The sequence below is a fragment of the Amycolatopsis acididurans genome (assembly GCF_012328925.1).
Lineage (GTDB): Bacteria > Actinomycetota > Actinomycetes > Mycobacteriales > Pseudonocardiaceae > Amycolatopsis_E > Amycolatopsis_E acididurans.
Genome location: NZ_JAAXLS010000045.1, coordinates 1 through 24,262 on the forward strand (window position 1 = coordinate 1; position 24,262 = coordinate 24,262).

Below are 24,262 nucleotides of genomic sequence, written 5' to 3' on the forward strand. Positions count from 1 at the left end.
ACCCAGCGCTCGCCACAAACGCCCGGCTGCACTGTCGCCACCCAGGGCCCGCCCGACCCCCGTCCCCGCACCGTCACCAGGCCCTACGACGTGGCCGGCGCCACCTGTCGCCGCTCCCACCACCACCTCCGGCCGCGGCGGCGGTTAGGCTGACCGTGTCGTACTCGCGGGCGAAGGAGAGGCGTTGGAGTCCAGTCGGTTGGACCTGCCCACTCCGGTGAAGGTGGTCGTGCTCGCCTCCGGCTCCGGCACCCTGATGCAGGCTCTGCTGGACGCGACGGCGAGGTCCGGATATCCGGCCAAGATCGTCGCCGCGGGCACCGACCGGGCCGGGGTCGAGGCGCTGACCAGGGCGGAGCGGGCCTCGGTCCCGCACTTCACCGTGCGGCTGACCGACCATCCGGACCGGGCCGCCTGGGACAAGGCCCTCACCGAGGCGGTCGCCGCATACCAGCCCGATCTGGTGGTCTCCGCGGGTTTCATGAAGATTCTCGGCCCGTCCTTCCTCGCCCGGTTCGCGGGCCGCGTGATCAATACGCATCCCGCGCTGCTGCCGTCGTTCCCCGGAATGCACGCGGTGGCCGACGCGCTGGACATGGGGGTCAAAGTCACCGGGTCCACGGTGCACTTCGTGGACGCCGGTGTGGACACGGGCCCGATCATCGCGCAGGAGGCCGTCGTGGTCGAACCCGACGACGACGAGTCCCGGCTGCACGAGCGGATCAAGACGGTCGAACGGCGGCTGCTCGTCGACGTGGTGGAGCGCCTCGGCCGAGGTGGATGCACGGTGGAAGGACGGAAGGTGAGTTTCCGGTGACAGGACGGCGGGCGATCAAGCGGGCCCTGATCGGTGTTTCGGACAAGACGGGGTTGCTGGAGCTCGGCACCGGCCTGCACGCCGCGGGCGTGGAGATCGTCTCCACCGGAGGCACGGCGAGGACACTGGCCGACGCCGGGGTGCCGGTCACGCCGGTCGAGCAGGTCACCGGGTTCCCCGAGTCCTTCGACGGCCGGGTCAAGACGCTGCACCCACGTGTGCACGCCGGCCTGCTCGCCGACCGCAACCGCGCCGAGCACGAGGAGCAGCTGCGCGAGCTGGACATCGCGCCGTTCGACCTGCTCGTGGTGAACCTCTACCCGTTCCGCGAGACCGTGGCCTCCGGCGCGAGCGAGGCCGACTGCGTCGAGAACATCGACATCGGCGGGCCCGCGATGGTGCGCGCCGCCGCGAAGAACCACGGCAGCGTGGCCGTCGTGGTCGACCCGAGCCGCTACGACTGGCTGCTGGAGCGCGTGCGGGACGGCGGATTCGACTTCGAGGATCGCAAACGTCTTGCCGCGCAAGCGTTCGCGCACACGGCGAGCTACGACATCGCCGTGTCGGCGTGGTTCGCCAACAGCTACGCGCCCGCTGACGACTCCGGCTTTCCCGACGTCACCGGCGCCACCTGGGAGCGCGGCGAGATCCTGCGCTACGGCGAGAACCCGCACCAGAAGGCCGCGGTGTACAAGCACTGGCGCGACGGTCTCGCGCACGCCGAGCAGTTGCACGGCAAAGCCATGTCCTACAACAACTACACCGACACCGACGCCGCCCGCCGGGCCGCCGCCGACTTCGCCGAGCCCGCCGTCGCGATCATCAAGCACGCCAACCCGTGTGGCATCGCGGTCGGCGCCGACATCGCGGAAGCGCACCGCAAGGCACACGCGTGCGACCCGGTTTCCGCCTACGGCGGCGTGATCGCCAGCAACCGGCCCATCACCCTGGAGGCCGCCGAGCAGATCGCCGAGGTGTTCACCGAGGTCGTGCTCGCGCCCGAGTTCGACGCGGATGCGTTGGAAGTACTGCAGCGCAAGAAGAACATCCGTCTGCTGAAGCTGCCCGCGCTGCGTGACCCCGATCCGATCGAGTTCCGGCCGATCTCCGGCGGCATGCTCGTGCAGACCGTCGACCGCATCGACGCACCCGGCGACGACCCCGCGAACTGGACGCTCGCCACCGGTGAGGTCGCCGACGCCGGCACGCTGGCGGACCTCGAGTTCGCGTGGCGGGCGCTGCGTTCGGTGAAGTCCAACGCGATCCTGCTCGCCAACGACCGGGCCACGGTCGGCGTGGGCATGGGGCAGGTCAACCGCGTGGACTCCTCGCGGCTGGCGGTGGCCCGCGCTGGTGAGCGGGCCAAGGGTGCGGTCGCGGCTTCGGACGCGTTCTTCCCGTTCCCCGACGGGCTCGAGGTACTGCTCGAGGCCGGCGTGCGAGCGGTGGTGCAGCCCGGTGGTTCGATCCGCGACGCGGAGGTGATCGCCGCCGCGGAGGAGGCCGGGGTGACGTTGTACCTCACCGGGACGCGCCACTTCACGCACTGAGCGCGGCTGTATCACCTCCGACGATCTGGTCGACGAACCCGTAGGCCAGTGCCTCGTCGGCGTCGAACCAGCGGTCGCGGTCCCCGTCGGCGACGATCCGCTCGACAGGCTGCCCGGTCTGTCGAGCGGTGATCTCGGCGATCCGGCGTTTCATCTTGCCGAACACCTCGGCCTGGATGGCGATGTCGGTGGCGGGGCCGTGGATGCCCGCCGAGGGCTGGTGCATCACGATGCGCGTGTTGGGCAGCAGAAAGCGCTTTCCCGGGGTGCCGGAACTGAGCAGGAACTGGCCCATCGATGCGACGAAGCCGAGCCCGAACGTCGACACATCCGGTTTGACAAGGCACATCGTGTCGTAGATGGCCATACCCGCGGTGACCGAGCCGCCCGGTGAGTTGATGTAGAACGTGATGTCCTTGTCGGGGTCGTCGGCGGCCAGTAACAGAAGCTGCGCGGTGATGCGGTTGGCGACCTCGTCGGTGACCTCGGAACCGAGGAACACGATGCGGTCGCGCAGAAGCTGTTCGTAGACGGAATCGGTGAGGGTCAGGCCGCTGCCCGGCGAACTCAGCCGGGGTAGCAAGTGGACGGTCATGGTGGCGCCTCTCGTCGATGATCGGGACCCGACCGACGGTATTCGGAATTGGTCGTCGCATGCGGCGCCGTTCGCTCTTGGCGAGCTAAGTTCGCTGGTGGCGATCACAGCGGCCTTCGGACGATCCGCCGTCTTGACAGCTCTGGCGGACCCGGGGCAGACTGAAACGGTCGAACACAAGTTCGACTCATCGTCTTCCCCGCGATGAGATTCTCCGGTTCTCGCGAATGACGGCGCGAGCACCGGCTGGACCTGTCGTGGGGAGGAGTCTGTGGTGACGGTCGAGGCACCGGTCGCGCGGTTGGCGGCATTGCCTGGAGTGAGCACGGCGAGCGGAGTCGCCGCCGTCGCCGAGCATGCCCAGGCCACCGGGCGTCTTCTCCCGGTACGCCCGGAACTGCGTGCGCTGCTGCCCGCGGGCGGCTTGCGCCGGGGCAGCACGGTCGTGGTGCGTGGCTCCACCTCCCTGCTGCTGGCGTTGCTGGCCGAAGCGACCGCCGCCGGAGCGTGGGCGGCCGCGGTGGCGATGCCGCATCTCGGGCTCGCCGCGGCCGGGGAGTCCGGGGTCGAGTTGAGCCGGTTCGCCCTGGTGCCAAGGCCTGGCGCCGAATTCGCCCCGGTGACGGCCGCGCTGCTGGACGGACTGGATCTAGTCGCCGTCGCTCCCTCGGACGCGTCCGTCTCGGTGGCGCGGCGGCTTTCGGCGCGGGCGCGGCATCGCGGAGCGGTGCTGCTCTCGCTCGGTCCGTGGCCGGGTGCCGAGGTCGATCTCGCCTGCGAGTCGGCCGAATGGTCCGGGCTGGAGGCGGGATACGGGCATCTCCGGGAGCGGCGGATCGAGGTGCGTGTCGCGGGCCGGGGCGCGGCGGCGCGGCCGCGGTTCGTGAAGCTGATGCTGCCCGGTGGCACGCCCGAGTCGTCCTGGCAGGAGAAATCGTGGGCCGAGGAGGGCGTGGGATGAGCACGAGGATGCTCGCACTGTGGTGCCCCGACTGGCCCGCGGTCGCCGCGGCCATGGCGGCGAACGTGCCGGCGCACCTGCCTGCCGCGGTGTTCGCCGCGAACCGGGTCGTGGCCTGCTCCGCGGTGGCCCGCGCCGCCGGGGTACGCAGGGGGATGCGCCGCCGCGACGCCCAGTCCCGCTGTCCCGAACTGCTGGTGTTCGGCACCGACGAAGGGCGGGACGCGCGCCTGTTCGAGCCGGTGGCGGCCGCCGTGGAGGAACTGGTGGTCGGGGTCGAGGTCGTCCGGCCGGGGCTGGTCGCGGTGCCCGTCACCGGTGCGGCGGGTTACTTCGGCGGTGAGCCGGAACTGGCCGAATTGCTGCTGGACCAGGTGTCCAGCCGTGCCGGGGTGGAGTGCCAGATCGGCATCGCCGACGGCCTGTTCGCCGCCACGCTGGCCGCGCATCGCTCGATGCTGGTGGAACCCGGGTCTACGGCCGGATTCCTTGCGCCCCTTGGCATCCACGAACTCGATGAGCCGGACACCGAGCGGGCGGATCTCGTCGATCTCTTGCGCCGCCTGGGTTTGCGCACGCTCGGCGCGTTCGCCGCGCTCACCGAACGGGATGTCGTGTCCCGGTTCGGCAGCGAGGGCCTGCTGGTGCACCGGCTGGCTCGCGGACTGTCGGAACGGCCGCCGTATCGCCGCAAGCCACCGCCCGAACTGTCGATCACCAAGGAACTCGACCCGCCGCTGGAGCGGATCGACGCCGCCGCCTTCGTGGCGAAAACACTGGCCGAGACGTTCCATGCCGGACTCGCGGCGCACGGGCTGGCCTGCACGAGGCTGGGCATCTACGCCATCACCGAGAACGGCGAGGAGCTCTCCCGCGTGTGGCGGTGCGCCGAACCCCTTACCCCGCAAGGGATCGCCGACCGGGTTCGCTGGCAGTTCGAGGGCTGGCTGCGCAGCGGCGGGCCGACGTCCGGGGTGAGCGTGCTGCGGCTGGTACCCGAGGAGACCGTCGAGGGGCGTTCGCTGCAACTGGGGCTGTGGCGCGGTGGCAGCCCGGGGCTCGAGGACGAGCACGCGGACAAGGCGAACCGGGCACTGGTCCGGGTGCAGGGCTTGCTCGGCCCGGACAGCGTGTTCACCGCGGTGCTCGACGGAGGCCGTGGTCCGGCGGAGCGGGTGCGGCTGGTGCCGTGGGGCGACCAGCGTGCCCTGGAAAGTCCTGCTGAGACGCCGTGGCCCGCACGATTGCCCCGGCCGTCCCCGGCGACCGTGTTCGACCGCGCCCGCCCGGCACGTGTGCTGGATCGCCGCGGAGTGGACGTGGAAGTGCGGCGCCGTCGGCAGCTCACCGCCCCGCCGAAGACGGTGGTGCTCGGTGGTGAACCCCGGCAGGTACTGGAGTGGGCGGGGCCGTGGCACGTGTCCGGCCGGTGGAGTTCCTCCGCCGGTGACTGGAGCCGGATACAGGTGCTGCTGGCCGGCGAGCCCGAGCTCGCGCTGCTGCTCACCAGGACGGCAGACGAAAATCCACAATGGACAGTTGAAGGAGTGTACGACTGATGGACGAGGAATACCTCCGCAGCATCCGGCACTGGCTGTGCGCCGAGCCGCGACCGCTGGAGGAACGGCTCGACCTCGAGGCCGAGATCCCGCTACCGAGAATCCCGGTGGACTAGCTCATGGGCTTCAGCAATCCGCCTGTTCCCTGGCGCACGCTGGAACGGACGCTGTCCGGCGATCCGGTGCCCGACGGCGGGGACAGTCCCGGCTACTCCCGGAAACGGGAGGGGTACCGGCGTCCCAGCGACTTCCCGGCGCTGGTGGCCGACGACCATTCCGGTGGCCGCGTCCGGTTCCCCTACGCCGAGTTGCACTGCCATTCCAACTTCAGCTTCCTCGACGGTGCGAGCAGTCCCGAGGAACTGGTGGAGGAGGCGGCGCGGCTGGATCTGGACGCCATCGCGCTCACCGACCATGACGGAATGTACGGGGTGGCGCGGTTCGCCGAGGCGGCGAAGGAACTGGCCGTGCGCACGGTGTTCGGCACCGAGCTGAGCTTCGGGCTTTCCGCGCCGCAGAACGGGATTCCCGATCCCGAGGGGCAGCATCTGGTGCTGCTCGCCAAACAGCAGGACGGATACGCGGCGTTGTGCCGGGCCATCACCGCGGGCCAGTTGCGGGGGCACGACGTGGACCTGCCGCCCGAGGAACGGGCGGAGAAGGGGCGCCCGGTGTACGACTTGGAGGCGGTGGCCGGCGAGGTGCGCGACAAGGCCGTGGTGCTCACCGGCTGCCGTAAGGGTGCCGTGCGCCAGGCGCTGGTGCGGGAAGGCCCGGCCGGCGCGGCACGTGAACTGTCCGGCCTCGTCGAACTTTTCGGGCGGGACAACGTGTTCGTGGAGCTGATCGACCACGGCAATCCGGAGGACAGCACGTACAACGACGCGCTGACCCTGCTGGCGGAGGACCACGGCCTGCTGACGGTCGCCACCAATGCGGTGCACTACGCGCTCCCGGAACAGGACCGGCTCGCGGGGGCGATGGCGGCGATCAGGGCCCGGCGCGGGCTGGACGAGATGGAGGGCTGGCTGCCGGGCGGCGGGATGGCGTTCCTGCATTCCGGCGAGGAGATGGCGACCAGGTTCCGGCGTTATCCGGGTGCGGTGCAAAGAGCCGCGTTGCTCGGCCTGGAGTGTGAGTTCTCCCTCGACCTGATCGCGCCGAAGCTGCCGCCGTACCCGGTGCCCCAGGGGGAGACGGAAGCGACCTTCCTGCGTGAAAAGGTCTACCAGGGAGCGAAAAGGCTTTACGGCACAAGGGAAAAACGCCCGGACGCGTACCGGCAGATCGAGCACGAGCTGGAGATCATCGAGCGGCTCGGCTTTCCCGGCTACTTCCTCATCGTGTGGGACATCGCGAAGTTCTGCCGGGACAGCGGCATCCTGTGCCAGGGCAGGGGATCGGCCGCCAACTCCGCGGTCTGCTATGCCCTGGATATCACCAAGGTCGATCCGGTGGAGTGGAAGCTGCTGTTCGAGCGCTTCCTCGCGCCGGACCGCGACGGCTACCCGGACATCGATCTGGACATCGAGTCCGACCGTCGCGAGGAGGCCATCCAGTACGTCTACGAAAAGCACGGCAGGTTGTGCGCGGCGCAGGTGGCCAACGTGATCACTTATCGCGCCAAGTCCGCGATCCGCGACGCGGCCCGCGCGCTCGGTCATTCGCCGGGACAGCAGGACGCGTGGAGCAAGCAGATCGATCGCTGGGGCCCGTTGCAGGACACCAAGAACGACCACGATCACGACATCCCGCGGCCCGTGCTCGAACTGGCCGCCGCGTTGGAGGACTTCCCACGTCACCTCGGCATTCACTCCGGGGGAATGGTGATCTGCGACCGCCCGGTGAGCGAGGTCTGCCCCATCGAATGGGCACGGATGGAAAACCGCAGCGTTCTGCAGTGGGAGAAGGACGACTGCGCGTCGGTGGGGCTGGTCAAGTTCGACCTGCTCGGTCTCGGCATGCTGTCCGCGCTGCACTACATGATCGATCTGGTGCGAGAGCACAAGGGTGTGGAGATCGATCTGGCGAAACTGCCTCTGGACGACGAGAACATTTACGAAATGCTGCGCCGCGCCGACGCGATCGGTGTCTTCCAGGTGGAAAGCCGTGCCCAGCTGGCGACCCTGCCCCGGCTCAAGCCGGAAAAATTCTACGACCTCGCGATCGAAGTCGCGCTGATCCGGCCAGGCCCCATCCAGGGCGGTTCGGTACATCCCTACATCCGGCGGAAAAACAACACGGAGGAATGGGAATACGACCATCCGCTGCTGGAGCGAGCGCTCGGCAAGACGTACGGGGTGCCGCTGTTTCAGGAGCAGATGATGCAGATCGCCCTCGACGTCGCGGACTTCACCCCGGCGGAGGCGGACGAACTGCGGCACGCGATGGGGGCCAAACGATCGACGAGGAAGATGGAACGGCTCCGCAAACGGTTCTACGAGGGAGCCGCGCGAAACGACATCGGCGAGGAACTGGCCGCCCGGATCTTCCAGAAACTGATGGCGTTCGCCAACTTCGGATTCCCGGAAAGCCATGCGCTCAGCTTCGCCTACCTGGTTTTCGCCAGCGCCTATATGAAGTACTACCACCCCGAGGCGTTCTGCGCGGGGCTGCTGCGCGCCCAGCCGATGGGGTTCTATTCGCCGCAGTCGTTGGTCGCCGACGCGCGGCGGCACGGGGTGACGGTGCACGGGCCGGATGTGAACGCCAGCCTCCCGCACGCCACGCTGGAGCCCTACGGCGGTGAACTCGCGGTGCGCGTCGGGCTGGGAGCTGTCCGGCTCATCGGCTCGGAACTGGCCGAACAGCTTGTCGCGGAACGGGACCGCGGTGGCGAGTTCGCCGGCATGGCCGATGTGGCGAGACGGGTGCGGCTGACCAGACCGCAGGTGGAGGCGCTGGCCACCGCCGGCGCCTTCGGCTGTTTCGCGGAGGTCGGTACCGACCGGCGCAAGGCGCTGTGGGCGGCCGGCGCGGTGGCCGAGGAACGGCCGGAGAAGCTACCGGGCAGCGTGGTCGGGGCGAGCGCGCCCACCTTGCCGGGCATGGACGAGATCGACCTCGCCGTCGCGGACGTGTGGGCCACCGGGATGTCGCCGGACAGCTTCCCGACGCAGTTCATCCGGGACCGGCTGGACGCGCTCGGGGTGGTCACCGCGGAGAAGCTGCTCGCCGTCGAGGACGGCACACGGGTGCTCATCGGCGGCGCGGTCACGCACCGGCAGCGGCCGGGAACCGCAGGCGGGATCACGTTCCTCAACATCGAAGACGAGACCGGCATGGTCAACGTGGTCTGCTCGAAAGGCTTGTGGGCGCGCTACCACCGGATCGCCCGCAACAGTTCGGCACTGCTGGTTCGTGGGGTCGTGGAGCGAACGGAGGGGGTGGTGAGCCTGCTCGCGGACAAACTGCAGCATCTTCCGATGCGAATCCCGTCGAAGTCCAGGGACTTCCAGTGATGAACTCGCCGATCATGACCAATCCGGCCACAGCCACGGCTGTCCGGCTTGCGTAGCAATAGGCTCCCCGCATGGACGACGAAGCGGAGACCGGGGCCGACTACCGCGACGCGGTGCTTCCTGGTGCGCAGTGGGAGAAGCGCCGGTTCGTGCGCTGCGATTTCACCGAGGCCGATCTGCGGGGACTCGTCACCAGCGGATGCACATTCGACGAATGCGACTTCACGCGGGCCGATCTCGGCGAGTCACGGCACACCGCCTCGGCGTTCCGGTCGTGCGTGTTCGACCGGACCGTGCTCACCGACATTTCCTGGCGGGGATGTTCGCTGCTCGGATCGTCCTTTGTGGACTGCCGGATGCGTGCGATCACGGCCCGGGACACGGACTTCACGCTGGCCGGCCTGAGCCGGCTGGACATGCGCGAATGCGGTCTGTCGGGGCTGCGGTTCAGTGAAGCGAACCTCGTCGATTCGAACCTGTCGGGCGCGGACCTCACCGAGGCCGACCTGAGGGGTGCGCGCCTGCGTGGCACCGATCTGTCCGGTGCGGATCTGCGTGGCGCCAAGCTCGACGCGAACGGTCTGGTGCAGGCGAAGCTCGGCGGCGCACACGTCGACATCGACACCGCGATCGCCTTCGCCGTGGCGCATGGTCTCGTGATCGGCTGACGGAAGAGGGCCCACCGGAGCAGGCCCTCTTCGCGGTCAGTCGATGGGTGGTTCGCCGGGGTCGAGCTCGATGAGGTCGCCCTCGGCCACCAGTTCCTCGATGGAGGCCGGCAGCAGGTAGGCCGAGCCGCCGCCGGGCTGGTTGAACCACGGGATCGCCACACCCGCGAGTGCTTCCAGCGGCCGCTGGACGCGGTACACGTGGTACGGGCGGCTGACCCATTCCGGCACCAGCGACCGCTCCTCGAACGGGGTGCCCGCCACGTAGGTGAGGTTGCCGTTGGGCGCGCCGAAGCGGTCCAGTTCGCTACCGGGCGGCAGCTCGCGCATCTCCTTGCCACGGAACAAGGTCAGCGGCGGCTCTCCGGGCAGCGGCTGGATCGGCCACTGGCTGCTGCCGTTCTGCGCGGAGGAGGCCGCCGGGCGCGCGGGTTCGCGCCGCTGTGGTTCGCGGCGGGCCGGAGGCGGTGCCACCGGCGGCGACAGCATGGTCGGCGGTGCCCCGAGCGCGGGTTCCTCCAAGCGCTCCGCGACGGACTCGGGTGCCTGGTGGACGGGGTCCGGCTCCTCGACGCGGCTGCGCCGGCCACCGTTCACGGGGGCGGCGTCCGGCCGTTCGCCGCCGGTGACCGAGATCGCGTTCGGGATCGGCACCGAGATCGACGACGGCGAGGCCTCCCGCCCGCGCGGGTCGAGCAGGAGCTTGCCGAGCATGAACGCCGCGGCGTCCTCGGGGTCGCCGAAGACGGCGGGGTTGGTGAGCTTGTCGTCGTACCAGCCGACCCGCCAGCCGGCGTCGACCTGCTCCATGCTCCAGCCGTGCTCGGCGGGCTCACCGATGCGGTACGCCGACTCCGGAATGCCGAGGTCGCGCAGCCTGGTGCGCAACGTGTTCACGGCGGGTTCGGGGTGCTCGGGGGCGGGCTGGGGCGCCAGCCGCGGCGAGGCGGGTGGCACGAGCCGTGTGGATGACGGATTCGCCGCGAAGGGTGCTTCGGGCTCGTCCTTGATGGCGGGCTGAACCTGTGTCGGCGCACCCGCACTGGGGTCCACTGCCGGGGTGAAGGTGGTCGGCTGCTCGACCGGCGGCCGTGGCTGATCGGCAGCCTGCTCGCCGGTGTCGTAGCCGCCGCGCCCGAAGTCCCCGTGGGGTCCGGCCGCGGCTGCGGCGTAGTCGCCACGTGCGTCGGCTGCCTGGCCGCCCCGCGGGTCCGTTATGGACGGATCGCCGTCGGGGTCGGCAGGGTTGCCGCGGGCGTTGGCAGGATTGCCACGGGGGTCGGCAGGGTTACCCAGGGGGTCGCCAGGATTGCCGCGTCGGGGTCCCGCCGTTGCGTAATCGCCGCTGCGCGGGTCTGCCGCGTGGCCGGCCTGGGCGTCGGCTGCGGCGTAGTCGTCCCGGGGGTCGGTTACGTGCCCAAGCCTGGGATCGGTCGCGGCATAGTCGGCCTGGACGTCGGCGGCGTGGCCGCTCCTGGGATCGTTCGCGGCGTAGTCGGGCTGGACGTCCGCAGCGTGGCCGCCTCGGGTGTCGGCTGCTGCTGCACGGCCGCCGCGGGGATCGGTTGCCGCTGCCTGGCCACCCCTGGGGTCACCTGCCGCTGGGTTGCCGCCCCGGTCCTCGGCCATGGTCGCGTAGGCGCCTTGGGCATTGGCTGTTGTCGCGTAATCGCCTCTGACGGCGGCGGCTGCCGCGGTCTGGGCGTCGGCGAACTCGCCCGGTGCGGCGTACTCGTCCCGGCCCGTGTGGTCGGCGCGCGAATCAGGGCCTCGGAAAGCGCCGGGCGCTGCGGGCGCGAAGTCGCTCTGGGTGCCGGCGGCGTAGTCGCCACTCGCAGGCTCGGGGGCCCGCCGTCGGCCGGATTCGGGCTGTCCCTGCTCGCGCCCGAACTCCGGCCGGGCCTCGCGCCCGAACTCGGCCTGGGGATCGCGCCCGAACTCGGATTGGGGATCGCGCTCCGACCCGGACTGCGGATCGCGGCCGAAGTCGGCCTGGGGCACGGGCTCGAAGTCGGACTGGGCGTCACGCGCGAACTCGGAGCGCGACTTTTCGTGCGCGAAGTCGGGGTGGCCGGTCTCGGCGTGTGCGGCATCCTGCTGCCCGAAGCCAGGGCCGCCTCGACCGGCCCGGCCGAAGTCGGGGCGGCCCTGACCACCGGGAGCGAAGCCGGGCTGGTCGTGCCCGCCGCGAGCGAACTCCGGCCGCTCCCGGTCGCTGCTGCGGAAGTCGGGGCCGTCCTGGTCGCCGCGGAAGCCGGGACGGTCCTGGTCGCCGCTCCGGAAACCCGGGCGGTCCTGCTCTCCGCGCCCGAAGTCGGGACGATCCTCGTCCGTGCCTCCGAAGCCGGGCCGGTCGCGGCCGAAGTCCGGATGCTCCTGCTCGTCACCGCCGAAGTCCCGGCGGTCCCGGTCGCCGCGCCCGAGGTCAGGCCCGGCTTGACCGTGCCCTTGGTCAGGTGCGTCGTGTCCATGGCCGAACTCCGGCCGGTCTTGCTCGCCGTGGCCGAAGTCGGGGCCACCGCGTTCGCCGTGGCCGAAGTCCGGGCCACCTTGCTCACCTCGGCCGAAGTCCGGGCGGTCCGGACCACCCTGCTCGCCGCGCCCGAAGTCCGCGGCGGGTTGGGGGCGGCCGCGCTCACCGCGGCCCAAGCCGGTGATGTCCGTGCGACCCGGTTCGGTCTGGTCGGGGTCGTCGTGGTCGCTCTCGTCGCGGCCGAAGGCCGAGCGCGGCGGGAGTTCGCGGCCGTAGTCGAGCGGCGGCGTCTCCGGCTGCCCGAACCCGGGCCCCGGCTGATCGAAGTCGGCGCCATGCCCCGGCTCCGCATCGGGCGCCTGGCCGGGAGCCCGACCCGGCGTGTCCGGTGCCAGCGCCCGCGCCATGTCGACCGCACCTGCACCCGCCTCGGCGGCGGCTCGGACGCCCGGGGACGGCGAGCCCTCGCCACCGGAGACGGCGTCCGCCTCGGGGGAAGGCGCGCCAGAACCGCTCCGGACGGCCTCCGCGGGGACGGCGACGCGCGTCTCTTCGGCGGCGGACGTGTCGGACTCGAACTCGGGGCGGGTGATCTCCGGGCGGGTCTCGCGCGGAGCCTCCGCGTGGTCCTCGGTGCCCGGCTCACCGGCGGCCTGCTCCGGCACCGCCGACCGCGACGGCATCGGCGCGGCGGGCTGGTTACCGCGGGTCAGGTACGCGTTCGCCGCCTGGAGGGTCTGCTCCGAGACCTCCGCCGCACCGAAGCCGGTCCCGCGGATGTGCGCCACCAGGTCGGCCTCGGGCGCGATCCCGTATTCGTTCAGGTAGTAATTCGTCGCCGCGGGCCAGATCCACGTGCCGTCGGTGTGGTAGGCCACCGGCACCTTGGGCGTGGGCGGCGACGCGAGGCGGTCCAGGTCGAGGCCGCGCTCGGACAACACGACCGGCGCCGTGTTCAAATACGTGAGCACCCGGTCACGCTCGTCGGCGTCGATCTCGGGGCGGTTGATGATCGGCCTGCCATCGGGGCCCTGACCATCGAAGATCCGGGCGATACGGAAACGCGGCCCCGACTGCTCGGGCCCGAGGCCGGACATGCGGCGCATCAGCCAGTCCGGCACGTTCTCCTCCGAGCGGGGGAACATGCGCAACTCGTCGACGTAGGCCTGCGGCGGTGGCTGCAGATCCCAGTGTGGCTCTTCCCGGTCGTACTCGAGGTTGTAGCTCGATGGGTGGTCGAGCTGATAGTGCGCGTTGAACCACGTACCGCGCCCCTCGCGGTACATCCCGGCACGCAGGCGGCCGAACAGCGTGGTGATGTCGTGGGTGGCCATCCACTCGGCGACGTTGCCGTCCTCGAGCACCACCTCCCCGGTCAGCTCGTGGTAGCGGCCGACAGCCCGATAGTGGGCCGTCACCCTCCGCCAGTCACGAGGGGCCGCCCGCAGCAGGGCCAGCCCGATCTGCTTGACCAGGGTGTCCTGCTCGGTCGCATTCAGCTGGGTCGTCGGTTGAGCCACCAAGCCATTTTGACGGGTCGACCGTGCGAATGCACATCACCCGGATGCTTAGCTCACAGGAGGTACTCACTGTCCATCGGAAACTACTCGCAGTGTCCTCTGCCAGAATGGACCGCGTGACGGCGACGGTTCTCGACGGTAAAGCGACCAAGGACGCCATTTTCGCCGGGCTGAAGCCCCGCGTGGCCGCGCTCGCGGAGCGCGGAATCACCCCTGGGCTGGGCACGGTACTCGTCGGTGACGATCCCGGCTCGCACTCCTACGTCCGGATGAAGCACGCCGACAGCGCGAAGGTCGGCGTCAACTCGATCCGCCGCGACCTGCCCGCCGACATCACCCAGGCCAAGCTCGAGGCCGTGATCGACGAGCTCAACGCCGATCCCGCCTGCCACGGCTACATCGTGCAGCTGCCCCTGCCGAAGCACCTGGACACCGGCCGCGTCCTGGAGCGGATCGCGCCGGAGAAGGACGCCGACGGCCTGGCCCCGATCAGCCTCGGCCGCCTGGTGCTCGGCCAGGAGGGGCCGCTGCCGTGCACCCCGTTCGGCATCATCGAGCTGCTGCGCCACCACGACGTGCCGATCGCGGGCGCGAACGTCACCGTGGTCGGCCGCGGGATCACCGTCGGCCGGACGATGGGCCTGCTGCTCACCCGCCGCAGCGAGAACGCGACCGTCACCCTCTGCCACACCGGCACCCGTGACCTGGCCGCCGAGGTCCGCCGTGCGGACATCGTGATCGCGGCCGCGGGCGTGCCGGGGATCATCGAGCCGGACATGGTCAAGCCCGGCGCCGCCGTGCTCGACGTCGGCGTGTCCAAGGTGGACGGCAAGCTGGCCGGGGACGTCGCGCCCGGCGTCGAGGAGGTCGCGGGCTGGCTGTCGCCGAACCCCGGCGGTGTCGGCCCGATGACCAGGGCGATGCTCATCACCAACGTCGTGGAGGCAGCCGAACGTGCCCTCGCATCGCGGTAGCGGTACGCGCCCGGCGTACCTGGAGCAGGTGCCGTTCGGCATCGTGCTGACGCTGGTGGCGGTGGCGGCGGTGCGGGTCGCGCAGTACCACTGGCGGCAGGGCGCCGCCATCGTGGGCGGCGCCCTGCTCATCGCGGCCGTGTTCCGCGCGGTGCTGCCCAGCGTCCGGGCCGGGCTGCTCGCGATCCGTGGCCGCCCGGTGGACGTGCTGAGCTACACGGGCCTGGGCGTGCTGCTGCTCTTCCTGGCCTTCACCATCACCGACGGCCCGTTCGGCTCCTAGGCCGGCACCGGCACCGGCTGCTGCTGCTGCTCGCGGCGGTCCAGCACGCCGGAGACCGCGGCGATGGACAGGCCGAGCACCGACAGCGTCGCCCCGACCACGTTGGGCGCGACCAGGCCGAGCCCGCCCGCGATCACCAGGCCGCCGAGGTAGGCGCCGATCGAGTTGGCGGTGTTGAACGCCGACTGCACCGCCGCCGACACCAGCGACGGGCTGCCACCGGCCTTCTGCATGATCCTGGTCTGCATCATCGGGCCGATCATGAATCCGGCGATGCCGACCGCGAAGATCGTGATCGCCGCGCCGACCTTGCTGTGCGCGGTGATCGTGAAGATCCCGAGCACCAGCGCGAGCGCGAACAGTGCCACGTACAGGCTCGGCATCAGCGCCTTGTCGGCCAGCCTGCCGCCGAGCAGGTTGCCGATGGTCATGCCGACCCCGGCCAGCGCGAGCAGCAGCGTGACGTTCGCCGGGTCGTACCCGGCGACGTCGGTGAGCATCGGCGTGACGTAGGACAGCGACGCGAACACCCCGCCGAACCCGAACGTGACGATCGCCAGCGCGAACCACACCTGCGGACGCAGGAACGCGCTCAGCTCGCCGCGCAGCGAGGCCTGCTCCGGGCGGCCCTGGTGCGGGATCAGCTTGACGATCGCCGCGATCGCGACCAGGCCGATCAGCGCGACCACGCCGAAGGTCGCGCGCCAGCCGACCTGCTGCCCGAGCAGGGTGCCCAGCGGCACGCCGACGACGTTGGCCAGCGTCAGGCCGAGGAACATCATCGACACGGCCTTGGCCCGGTCCCCGGGCTTGACCAGGCTCGACGCGACGACCGCGCCGGCGCCGAAGAACGCGCCGTGCGGGAGTCCGGCGAGGAAACGGAACGCGACGCCGAACTCCTGGTTCGGCGACAGCGCGAAAAGCGTGTTGCCCAGCGTGAACAGGGACATCATCGCCAGCAGCATGGTCTTGCGCGACAGCTTCACGGCGAGGGCGGTCAGCAGCGGTGCGCCGACGACGACGCCGAGCGCGTATCCCGTGATCAGGTAGCCGGCGGAGGGGATGGACACCCCGAAGTCGGCTGCCGTCTGCGGGAGCACACCCATCATGACGAACTCGGTGGTGCCGATTCCGAAGGCACCGATGGCCAGCGCGAGCAGCGCGATGGGCACGGTTCTCCTCTCGAGGGACTGGATCGATTAAGGACAGGTGCACAAATATGGACAGCTCCATCCGCCCGCTGTGGCGGCCGAGCTGTCCGGCAATCAGTTCAACCGATCATGGACACGCTGTCATCCCGGCATCGGCGTGATGCTTCCCACGGCGCGTGGTCAATCACACACGACAACGACCGCGCGCGACGGCCATGCCCTCCTCGCGCGCGGCCGCTCGTGCCGGGTCAGGACTTGCCCGAGTCCACTTCGCAGTCGGACCCGGGAAAGACCAACCCCTCGTGCCCGTCGGTGAACTTCACCAGGTAGGGCGGCTCACCGTGCTCGCCACGCACCTCGACGATCTGGCCGGTCTGCTCGACCGAACCGACGGTGCGCCCGTGTACACGGATCCGGTCGCCAACGGTCGCGTGCTTCATTCGCCACCTCCGCGGGGACATCGACTTCCGCGTATTTCAGCGTAGTTGTGCGGCCCCGCGCAGTCGAGATTCGGCAGGCCGATGAAAAAACAACTAAAATGACTAGCCGAACTAGGAGGTGTCCACGCGTCGTGTGTGGAATCGTCGCCGCGGTTGGCGAAGTCGATGTTCAGCTCTGCCGGGAAATGCTGGCCCGTATCAAGCATCGAGGGCCTGACGACACTGGGGAAATCCGCAGGGGAAATGTGTGGCTGGGCCACCAGCGTCTATCCATTATGGACGTAGCAGGTGGCCATCAGCCGATGACCGATACCGAACGCACCACATATCTCGTCACCAATGGCGAGATCTACAACCATCGCCATATTCGCGAGGATCTCGGGCATGACCTGTTCGAGACGGGGTCCGACAGCGAGGCGGCGCTGCACGCGCTGATCGTCGACGGCCCCGCCGGACTGGCCCGGTTGCGCGGCATGTTCGCGCTGGCGTTCATGACCGAGGACGGGGACTTCCTCGTCGCCCGCGATTCGCTCGGCGTCAAGCCGCTGTACTGGGCGCGCCGGGACGACGTGACCCTGTTCGCCAGTGAGCTGCGCGCGTTCGACCCCGCGGACCGGCCGCTGGTGGAAAGCTTCCCGCCCGGCCATTGCTGGAGCCCGAACGGCGGACTGGTGCGCTTCGCCGACGCGGTGCCCGCACGGGTGCGCCCGGCGCGGCGGGCCGAGGAGCCCGGTGTGTGGGACGAGGCGCTGCTGAAGTCCGTGCGCGAGACCATCGTGACCGCGGTGGAGAACCGGATGATGAGCGACGTCGGCATCGGCGTGTTCCTCTCCGGCGGGCTCGACTCGGCGATCGTGGCGGCGGTCGCCGCCGAGTACGCGCGCAGGCACAACCAGCCGCTGCCGACGTTCGCGGTCGGCGCGCCCGGCAGTTCCGATCTCGCCGCAGCGCGGATCGTCGCCGACTACCTCGGCACCGAGCACCACGAGATCGTGATGAGCAAGGAAGACGCGCGGGCCGCGTTGCCCAAGGCGGTACGCGCGATCGAGCACTATGACCCGTCTCTGGTGCGCAGCTCCGTGCCGAACCTGCTGCTCGCCGAGTACGCCTCGAAGCGTGTGCACGCCGTGCTGACCGGTGAGGGTGCGGACGAGCTGTTCGCGGGCTACTCCTACTACCACGAGGAGCCCTTCACCGATCCGGATGCGCTGCAGGCCGAGCTGGTGCGCACCGTCAAGGAGCTGCACCACCTGAACCTGCAGCGCTGCGACCGCACCACGATGGCCTTCGGCATGGAGGCGCGCGTGCCGTTCCTCGACCGCGACGTCATCGAGCTGGCGCTGTCCATCCCGCCCGAGCACAAGCTCGTGACCCCGGAGAAGAAGTTGCTCCGCGAGGCGTTCGAGGGCTGGGTGCCGGAGGAGATCCTCTGGCGCGGCAAGGAACAGTTCGGCGACGGCTCCGGTGCGAAGGACGTGCTGGAGGACGCGGTGCGCACGTCGCCGGACGTGCGCGCGGCGGACGGGGTCGAGCTGCGCACCCGTGAGGAGGCGGCGTTCTACTCGATCTGGCGCGAGGAGCTGGCGGGGATTAGGTCGGAGTCGACGCTCGGACTGTTCGCCACCACCTGATCGCGGCGCCCAGGTTGCCGGTGCCGGTGGCCGCGCGCACGCTGAGGCCATGGCTAAGTGCGATGTATGCGGCAACGACTACCCGATGTCCTTTGAGGTGCGCACTCTGACCGGTGACACCTACACCTTCGACAGCCTGGAATGCGCGGCCCAGCGCATCGCCCCGGTGTGCGAGCACTGCGGCTGCCGCATTCTCGGGCACGGTGTTGCCGTCGAGGGCCGGTTCTTCTGCTGTGCGCACTGCGCACGGGAAAGCGGGTCCGGCCTTGGCACCGAGATCCGCGACACAGTGGGCGCGAATTCCTGAAACCCGGCCGCGCGGGCCTGGCGGAATGTCCGGCTCGAACGGTTAGAGTGCGGCGAGTCGGACCGACTCGCGAGGGGGCAACGCGCTCATGACTTATCCGCCGCAACAGCCCGGTGGCCAGGATCCGTACGGCAACCAGGGCCAGTGGGGTCAGCAGCCCGGCGGCTATCCGCCGCCTGGTGGCCAGCCCGGTCAGCCCGGTGGGTACCCGCCACCGCCCGGTGGCGCGCCTGGCTACCCCGGCGGCCAGCCCGCCGGCGGGTTCCCGCCTGGTGGGCCCCAGCAACCCGGCCAGCCGGGCCAGCAGCACTGGGGCCAGCAGCAGCCGTGGGGACAGCCCGGTGAGCAGCAGTCGATGGGCCATCCGGGCGGGTTCGGCGCCGAGCCGCCCAAGAAGAAAAAGACCGGTCTGATCATCGGGATCGTCGCGGCCGTGGTGGTCCTCGTCGGTGGTGGCGTCACCGCGGCGGTACTGCTGCTCGGCGGTCCGGACCTGTCGACGCCGGAGGGGCTGCAGGAAGCCGTCGTCGACGCGTACAACGGCAGGAACGTCGACGACTTCCGTCCCCTGCTCTGCGCGGCTCCCAGCGACGGGGACATGAAGAGCCTCGGTGACGTGCTGGCCAAGATCCCGGCCGGCGTGACCTATTCGGTCGCGAAACCGCCCGCGGTCAAGGGCGACAGCGCCCAGCTGACCCTGCAGGCCGGGGCGGGCGGGCAGCAGAAGTCCTTCCCGCTGCCGATCAAGAAAAACGGTGACAAATGGTGCGTACCCAACTCCTGAGCTTTCGGCGTTGTGGACCGGCCGGCCGGTCTTGAGCGTTAGAGTGCTGCACGACGACTGGGGACTCCTGAAGTCGGCACATCCGATCCACCGATTTCCAAGGAACGAACGCGCTCATGACCTATCCGCCGCAACAGCCAGGGCCCTATGGCGGCCAGAACCCGTACGGCAACCAGGGCCAGTGGGGCCAGCAGCCGGGCCAGCCCGGTGGCGGCCACCCGCCCGGCGGTGGCCAGCCCGGCGGCGCCTATCCGCCCAGCGGTCCGCAGCAGTTCGGCCAGCCGGGCCAGCCAGGACAGCAGCCTTGGGGGCAGCAGCCGGGGCAGCCGCAGCAGGGCCAGTGGGGCCAGCAGCCCGGCCAGCCCGATCCGTGGGGTCAGCAGCCGACCATGGCCTACCCGGGCGGGCCGGGCGGTGAGCCGCCGAAGAAGAAGACCGGCCTGATCATCGCGATCGTGGCGGCGGTCGTGGTCGTCGTCGGTGGTGGTGTCACCGCCGCGGTGCTGCTGACCGGCAATGACAACAACACCGCCGCGCCCGCGCCGAGCAACACCGCGCAGCCGCCGGCCGCCAGCAGCAAGAAGAGCTCCGCTTCGAGCAGCTCGGCGCCGTCCTCGAGCGGAGGTGCGGGCGGGACGATCGGCGTCGCCTCGCCCGAGCTGCTGCAGCAGGGCATCATCGACATGTTCCAGACCAGGGACGCGTCGAAGGTCACGCAGCTCGTCTGCGGCGGTGCCAACCAGCAGGAAGTCCAAAGCCTCCAGCAGATTCTCAACGCGTCGCCGCAGGACGCGCAGTACAGCTCCCCGGCGCCTCAGGTCGACACGACGGGCGGCACGGGCACGCTCACGCTCCACGGTGAGAGCGCCTCGACCGGGAAGAAGAACGACAGCTCCATCAAGATCATGCGGGTCGGCGGCAACTGGTGCTTCCAGAACGAGTGAGCCCGGCTACTTCGCCTTGACGGCGGCCTTCGCGGCCTTCTTGAACGCGCGGACCTCGGCCAAGGACTCGGCGCTGGTGACGTCGGCGATGGAGCGGTGCGAGCCCTCCTCGCCGTACGCGCCGGCCGCCTCGCGCCAGCCCTCCGGGGTCACGCCCAGCTGCTTGCCCAGCAGCGCGACGAAGATCCGCGCCTTCTGGTCGCCGTAGCCGGGCAGTGCCTTCACCCGCCGCAGCACCTCCTTGCCATCGGGCTTGCCGGACTTCCAGACCTTGTCCGTCCTGCCGTCGTAGTGCTCCAGGATGTGGTGCGCCAGCGCGTGGACCCGCCGGGCCATCGAGCCTCCGTAGCGGTGGATGGCGGGCGGCTGCACGCACAGCTCCACGAACTCCTCGACCGGAGTCTCGGCGATCTTGGTGATGCTGAACCCGTCCATCCGGTCCGCGATCTTCTTCGGCCCCATGAAGGCGTGCTCCATCGGGAACTGCTGGTCGAGAAGAAGACCGGTGAGCAGCGCGAACGGGTCGCTGCTCAGCAGCTTGTCGGCCTCTGCGTCACCGGTCAGGCGGAGTTTCTTCGGCATGTCAGCAGCATCTCACGCGAGTGGTGCCAGCGCGTTCGCCAGCGGTTCCAGTACGGCGGGCTCGGCGTTGTGCGGCAGGTTCAGCACGACCAGGTCCGCCCCGGCCTCCCGCCACGCGGCCGCGTCCTCGGCGGCCTGCTCGACACCGCTGTTCATTCGCACGTTGACCGAGCAGGTGATCTCGGCGGGGTCGCGGCCCACCTCGGCGCAGTGCGCGTGCAGTGTCTGCTTGAGCTCTCGCCACTCGGCCTGGTTCAGGTTGATCGCGTTCCACTGTTGCGCCCACCGCGCCACCGCGCGCAGCGTGCGCTTCGGGCCGCGGCCGCCGATGACGATCGGTGGGTGCGGCCGCTGCACCGGCTTCGGTTCGCAGCGGGCGTCGGTGAGCCGGAAGTAGTCGCCCGCGAAGGTCGTGGTCTCCTGCGACAGCAGCCCGATGATCACCTGCACGCCCTCGTCGAACTGGTCGAACCGCTCCCGCAGCGGCGGCAGTTCGATGCCGTAGGCGTCGCATTCCTGCTGGTTCCAGCCTGCGCCCAGACCGATGTCGAGCCGTCCGCCGGAGATGATGTCGACGGTCGCGGCCATGTTCGCCAGCACGGCCGGATGCCGGTAGATCATGCCCGTGACCTGGCAACCGATGCGGATCCGCCGGGTGGCCTGCGCCATCGCGGCGAGCATCGTCCATCCCTCGTGGTTCGGTCCGGCGAGGTCGCCGGAGAGCGGATAGAAGTGGTCCCAGTTCCAGGCCGATTCGAAAAGCTCGATGTCGTCCGCGGCGACCCACACGTCGCGCATCCGAGCCCAGGTCGTGTGTTCCGGTCGCGTCTTGATCCCGAACCGCATGAGAGGCAACCTACGCCGAAGGTGGAACGAGCACACCTGCGAAACTGGCATTCGTCACGCTTTGCGGCGCCGGACGGTGTGCTAGCAGTACGCTTGTACCGCATAGACGCATGTGCTGAGACTACGAAACGCGAGGATCCGCGAGAGGAGCACCGCTGCTCATGGCCAAAATCAAGGTCGAGGGCACCGTCGTCGAACTCGACGGCGATGAGATGACCCGAATCATCTGGCAGTTCATCAAGGACAAGTTGGTCCACCCGTACCTGGACATCAACTTGGAGTACTACGACCTGGGCATCGAGGAGCGGGACCGCACCGACGACCAGATCACCGTCGACGCCGCGAACGCGATCAAGAAGCACGGCGTCGGCGTCAAGTGCGCCACCATCACCCCGGACGAGGCGCGGGTCGAGGAGTTCGGCCTCAAGAAGATGTGGCGGAGCCCCAACGGCACCATCCGTAACATCCTCGGCGGCGTCGTGTTCCGCGAGCCGATCATCATCCAGAACATCCCGCGGCTGGTACCGGGCTGGACCAAGCCGATCATCATCGGCCGTCACGCGCACGGTGACCAGTACAAGGCCACCGACTTCAAGGTGCCCGGCCCCGGCACGGTGACGATCACCTACACGCCCGAGGACGGCTCCGAGCCGATGGAGTTCGAGGTCGCCAAGTTCCCCGAGGGCGGCGGCGTCGCGATGGGGATGTACAACTTCCGCAAGTCCATCGAGGACTTCGCGCGCGCCTCCCTGCAGTACGGCCTCGATCGCGGGCTGCCGGTCTACCTCTCGACGAAGAACACGATCCTCAAGGCCTACGACGGTCAGTTCAAGGACGTCTTCGCCGAGATCTTCGAGAACGAGTTCAAGGCCGACTTCGACGCCAAGGGCCTGACCTACGAGCACCGGCTGATCGACGACATGGTCGCCGCGTCGCTGAAGTGGGAGGGCGGCTACGTCTGGGCGTGCAAGAACTACGACGGTGACGTGCAGTCCGACACGGTCGCGCAGGGCTTCGGCTCGCTCGGCCTGATGACCTCGGTGCTGCGCACACCGGACGGCCGCACCGTCGAGGCCGAGGCCGCGCACGGCACCGTGACCCGGCACTACCGCCAGCACCAGCAGGGCAAGCCGACCTCCACGAACCCGATCGCGTCGATCTTCGCGTGGACCCGGGGTCTGGAGCACCGCGGCAAGCTGGACGGCAACTCCGAGTTGGTCGGCTTCGCCAACAAGCTGGAGCAGGTCGTCATCGAGACCGTCGAGAGCGGCAAGATGACCAAGGATCTGGCGCTGCTGATCGGCAAGGACCAGCCGTTCCAGACCACCGAGGAGTTCCTCGCGACGCTGGATGCGAACCTGGCCGCGAAGATCAACCGCGGCTGAATCCCCGTTCGCCGCAAAGGGGCGCGCACCGGTTCGCCGGGCGCGCCCTTTTCGTATCGTTTCCTGGTGCTGATCAAGGACGGCGACGGCAGGCAGTGGTCGGTCAAGCGGCGGTTCACCGTGGCACCGGGTGGTCCAGCCCCTGAACATCGCCGCGGGGGAGTACGTCCGCTACCGGGTGCGGCCGCCGCCCGAAGAACGCGTCACGGCGAAGGAACGCAGGCAGCAGCGCAAGCAGCGGCGGGACGCCCGCTTCGGTGACCGGGAGCTGAAGGGCTGGCAGTGGCTGTTGTTCCCGGTGCTGCTCGCCGGCGCGCTCGTCGTCGGTTTCGTCGGTGAGGCGGTGGAAGCGCTGGTGGCCCTGTTGCGGCTGGTGGTCTGGCTGGTGCTGTTGCCGTTCTGGTTCGCCGAGTTGCTGGCGCGGGGTGCGATGGGTGTGCCGCTGTGGCTGGCCAGGGTCACCGGGCTCGCGGGCGAACGCCGCCGGGCCGTTCGATGCCTACCGTGAGCCGGTGCTCGCGTCGGCCCGGGCGGAGGTCGCGGAGCACGCCACCATCTGGTCACAAAAAGTAGTCACTCGGTAACTCTCGTTGGCGCCTCCGGGTGGTTTCGCCTTTTCGCCCTGTCCGCCGTCAACTGTGTGTGGCTACGCTTGTCGAGACGTTCGTGTGCGGCATTCGGCGAGGAGCCTCCCCGTGATCCTGGGAATTCCGAAGCGGGTCTTCATCATCGTCGTGGTCCTGGTCGGCATCGGCATCATCTACCTGATGGGCATGGACAAGCGGAACTCGGAGGCCACCGGCGGCTCGACCGGCTGCAAGGTCACCGTCACCGCGGACGTGCTGAACGTGCGCGCCGCTCCCGACGCGAAGTCCGACGTGGTCGGCAAGTTCAACCAGAACGCGGTCACCGGCGCCGAACCCGAGATCCAGAACGGTTTCCGCAAGCTGGCCGAGAACAAGTGGGCCGCGAACGAGTTCCTGCAGCCGGTGGCCAACACCAACTGCGGGTAGCCGCCTCATTCCCGGTGCGGGGCGCCGGCGGCCGCCACATCGTCGTAGTGGGGCAGGCCCACGAGGCTCGCGACCTTGCGTAGCTTGCTCGCCGGCGGAATGACCACCGTCAGGTCCCGCCGCGACAGCAAGGCGTCGAGCGCGGCGAACCCGGCGCTGTCGAGATAGTCCAGCCCGCCGAGGTCGAGGACCAACGGACCGGAAATCGCCTTCACCTCCGTCTCGAACTCTCCCGCGTTGACGACGTCGATCTCGCCGGCCACTCTCACCGTGACCGGCCCGGCGGTGCCGGGCTCGATGTGCAGTGTGTAGGCCACT

The 24,262-nt window shown here is 69.7% G+C and carries 22 protein-coding genes; 15 read left to right on the forward strand and 7 right to left on the reverse strand.

The window, feature by feature from the left end; translation table 11 throughout:
• Positions 1-199: 199 nt before the first annotated feature.
• On the forward strand, positions 200-817 hold the full coding sequence (gene purN / locus HFP15_RS34195; RefSeq protein ID WP_168521329.1) for a phosphoribosylglycinamide formyltransferase: 618 nt from the start codon (positions 200-202) through the stop codon (positions 815-817).
• On the forward strand, positions 781-2,367 hold the full coding sequence (gene purH, locus HFP15_RS34200) for a bifunctional phosphoribosylaminoimidazolecarboxamide formyltransferase/IMP cyclohydrolase (RefSeq protein WP_168521251.1): 1,587 nt from the start codon (positions 781-783) through the stop codon (positions 2,365-2,367). Before purN ends, purH begins: the two co-directional genes overlap by 37 nt.
• Here the strand turns inward: purH and HFP15_RS34205 are convergent.
• On the reverse strand, positions 2,357-2,962 hold the full coding sequence (locus HFP15_RS34205) for a ClpP family protease (RefSeq protein ID WP_168521252.1): 606 nt from the start codon (positions 2,960-2,962) through the stop codon (positions 2,357-2,359). The genes purH and HFP15_RS34205 overlap by 11 nt on opposite strands.
• Before the next feature lie 271 nt (positions 2,963-3,233).
• Here HFP15_RS34205 and imuA' point away from each other — a divergent pair, with 271 nt between their 5' ends.
• The 4 genes from imuA' to HFP15_RS34225 all read left to right on the forward strand — a co-directional run bounded on the left by imuA' (position 3,234) and on the right by HFP15_RS34225 (position 9,611).
• A complete protein-coding gene (gene imuA' / locus HFP15_RS34210; protein WP_312871888.1) occupies positions 3,234-3,923 on the forward strand; it encodes a DnaE2-dependent mutagenesis accessory factor ImuA' in 690 nt (229 codons plus the stop codon).
• 8 nt (positions 3,924-3,931) lie between these two features.
• Positions 3,932-5,482, forward strand: a complete 1,551-nt coding sequence (locus HFP15_RS34215; protein WP_168521331.1) for a DNA polymerase Y family protein — start codon at positions 3,932-3,934, stop codon at positions 5,480-5,482.
• Positions 5,483-5,601: 119 nt separating this feature from the next.
• Entirely contained in the window at positions 5,602-8,943 is a 3,342-nt protein-coding gene (locus HFP15_RS34220; protein WP_168521256.1) for an error-prone DNA polymerase, read from the forward strand.
• 71 nt (positions 8,944-9,014) lie between these two features.
• On the forward strand, positions 9,015-9,611 hold the full coding sequence (locus HFP15_RS34225; protein WP_168521258.1) for a pentapeptide repeat-containing protein: 597 nt from the start codon (positions 9,015-9,017) through the stop codon (positions 9,609-9,611).
• A gap of 36 nt (positions 9,612-9,647) precedes the next feature.
• Here the strand turns inward: HFP15_RS34225 and HFP15_RS43135 are convergent, their stop codons facing one another.
• Positions 9,648-13,604 (reverse strand): glycohydrolase toxin TNT-related protein, encoded by a 3,957-nt coding sequence (locus HFP15_RS43135; RefSeq protein ID WP_312871889.1) that lies wholly within the window; start codon positions 13,602-13,604, stop codon positions 9,648-9,650.
• A 116-nt stretch (positions 13,605-13,720) separates the two neighbouring features.
• Here HFP15_RS43135 and HFP15_RS34240 point away from each other — a divergent pair, with 116 nt between their 5' ends.
• Both HFP15_RS34240 and HFP15_RS34245 read left to right on the forward strand, forming a co-directional pair.
• Entirely contained in the window at positions 13,721-14,578 is an 858-nt protein-coding gene (locus HFP15_RS34240) for a bifunctional methylenetetrahydrofolate dehydrogenase/methenyltetrahydrofolate cyclohydrolase (RefSeq protein WP_168521260.1), read from the forward strand.
• Positions 14,559-14,861, forward strand: coding sequence for a DUF3017 domain-containing protein (locus HFP15_RS34245; protein WP_168521262.1), 303 nt, complete (start codon positions 14,559-14,561; stop codon positions 14,859-14,861). The genes HFP15_RS34240 and HFP15_RS34245 overlap by 20 nt, the downstream gene beginning before the upstream one ends.
• Here the strand turns inward: HFP15_RS34245 and HFP15_RS34250 are convergent.
• Together HFP15_RS34250 and HFP15_RS34255 are read right to left on the reverse strand one after the other, a co-directional pair.
• Entirely contained in the window at positions 14,858-16,033 is a 1,176-nt protein-coding gene (locus HFP15_RS34250; protein WP_168521264.1) for an MFS transporter, read from the reverse strand. The genes HFP15_RS34245 and HFP15_RS34250 overlap by 4 nt on opposite strands.
• 227 nt (positions 16,034-16,260) lie before the next feature.
• Complete coding sequence (locus tag HFP15_RS34255) at positions 16,261-16,452, reverse strand: DUF1918 domain-containing protein (RefSeq protein ID WP_168521266.1); 192 nt, start codon at positions 16,450-16,452, stop codon at positions 16,261-16,263.
• Positions 16,453-16,550: 98 nt separating this feature from the next.
• Between HFP15_RS34255 and asnB the strand changes: the two genes are divergently transcribed.
• From asnB to HFP15_RS34275, 4 genes are all read left to right on the forward strand, one after another.
• Positions 16,551-18,083: an asparagine synthase (glutamine-hydrolyzing) gene (gene asnB / locus HFP15_RS34260; protein WP_168521268.1), complete on the forward strand. Its 1,533-nt coding sequence runs from the start codon at positions 16,551-16,553 to the stop codon at positions 18,081-18,083.
• A 49-nt stretch (positions 18,084-18,132) separates the two neighbouring features.
• A complete protein-coding gene (locus HFP15_RS34265) occupies positions 18,133-18,390 on the forward strand; it encodes a metallothionein (protein ID WP_168521270.1) in 258 nt (85 codons plus the stop codon).
• Positions 18,391-18,478: 88 nt separating this feature from the next.
• Positions 18,479-19,174: a hypothetical protein gene (locus HFP15_RS34270; protein WP_168521272.1), complete on the forward strand. Its 696-nt coding sequence runs from the start codon at positions 18,479-18,481 to the stop codon at positions 19,172-19,174.
• 116 nt (positions 19,175-19,290) lie between these two features.
• Positions 19,291-20,118: a hypothetical protein gene (locus HFP15_RS34275; protein ID WP_168521273.1), complete on the forward strand. Its 828-nt coding sequence runs from the start codon at positions 19,291-19,293 to the stop codon at positions 20,116-20,118.
• 6 nt (positions 20,119-20,124) lie between these two features.
• On the opposite strand, the gene HFP15_RS34280 is transcribed toward HFP15_RS34275, so the two are convergent.
• Entirely contained in the window at positions 20,125-20,700 is a 576-nt protein-coding gene (locus HFP15_RS34280; RefSeq protein ID WP_168521274.1) for an HhH-GPD-type base excision DNA repair protein, read from the reverse strand.
• A gap of 12 nt (positions 20,701-20,712) precedes the next feature.
• Positions 20,713-21,546 carry an LLM class F420-dependent oxidoreductase gene (locus tag HFP15_RS34285; protein ID WP_168521275.1) on the reverse strand — a complete coding sequence of 278 codons (834 nt, stop codon included), beginning with the start codon at positions 21,544-21,546 and terminating at the stop codon, positions 20,713-20,715.
• 161 nt (positions 21,547-21,707) lie between these two features.
• Between HFP15_RS34285 and HFP15_RS34290 the strand changes: the two genes are divergently transcribed.
• The 3 genes from HFP15_RS34290 (at position 21,708) to HFP15_RS34300 (ending at position 23,944) form a co-directional block, all read left to right on the forward strand.
• Entirely contained in the window at positions 21,708-22,931 is a 1,224-nt protein-coding gene (locus HFP15_RS34290; protein WP_168521276.1) for an NADP-dependent isocitrate dehydrogenase, read from the forward strand.
• Between the two features lie 130 nt (positions 22,932-23,061).
• Positions 23,062-23,439, forward strand: a complete 378-nt coding sequence (locus HFP15_RS34295; protein WP_168521277.1) for a hypothetical protein — start codon at positions 23,062-23,064, stop codon at positions 23,437-23,439.
• A gap of 187 nt (positions 23,440-23,626) precedes the next feature.
• Positions 23,627-23,944, forward strand: a complete 318-nt coding sequence (locus tag HFP15_RS34300) for an SH3 domain-containing protein (protein WP_168521278.1) — start codon at positions 23,627-23,629, stop codon at positions 23,942-23,944.
• A 5-nt stretch (positions 23,945-23,949) separates the two neighbouring features.
• Here HFP15_RS34300 and HFP15_RS34305 read toward each other — a convergent pair whose 3' ends face one another.
• A complete protein-coding gene (locus HFP15_RS34305) occupies positions 23,950-24,261 on the reverse strand; it encodes an STAS domain-containing protein (protein WP_168521280.1) in 312 nt (103 codons plus the stop codon).
• Between the last annotated feature and the right edge of the window lies 1 nt (position 24,262).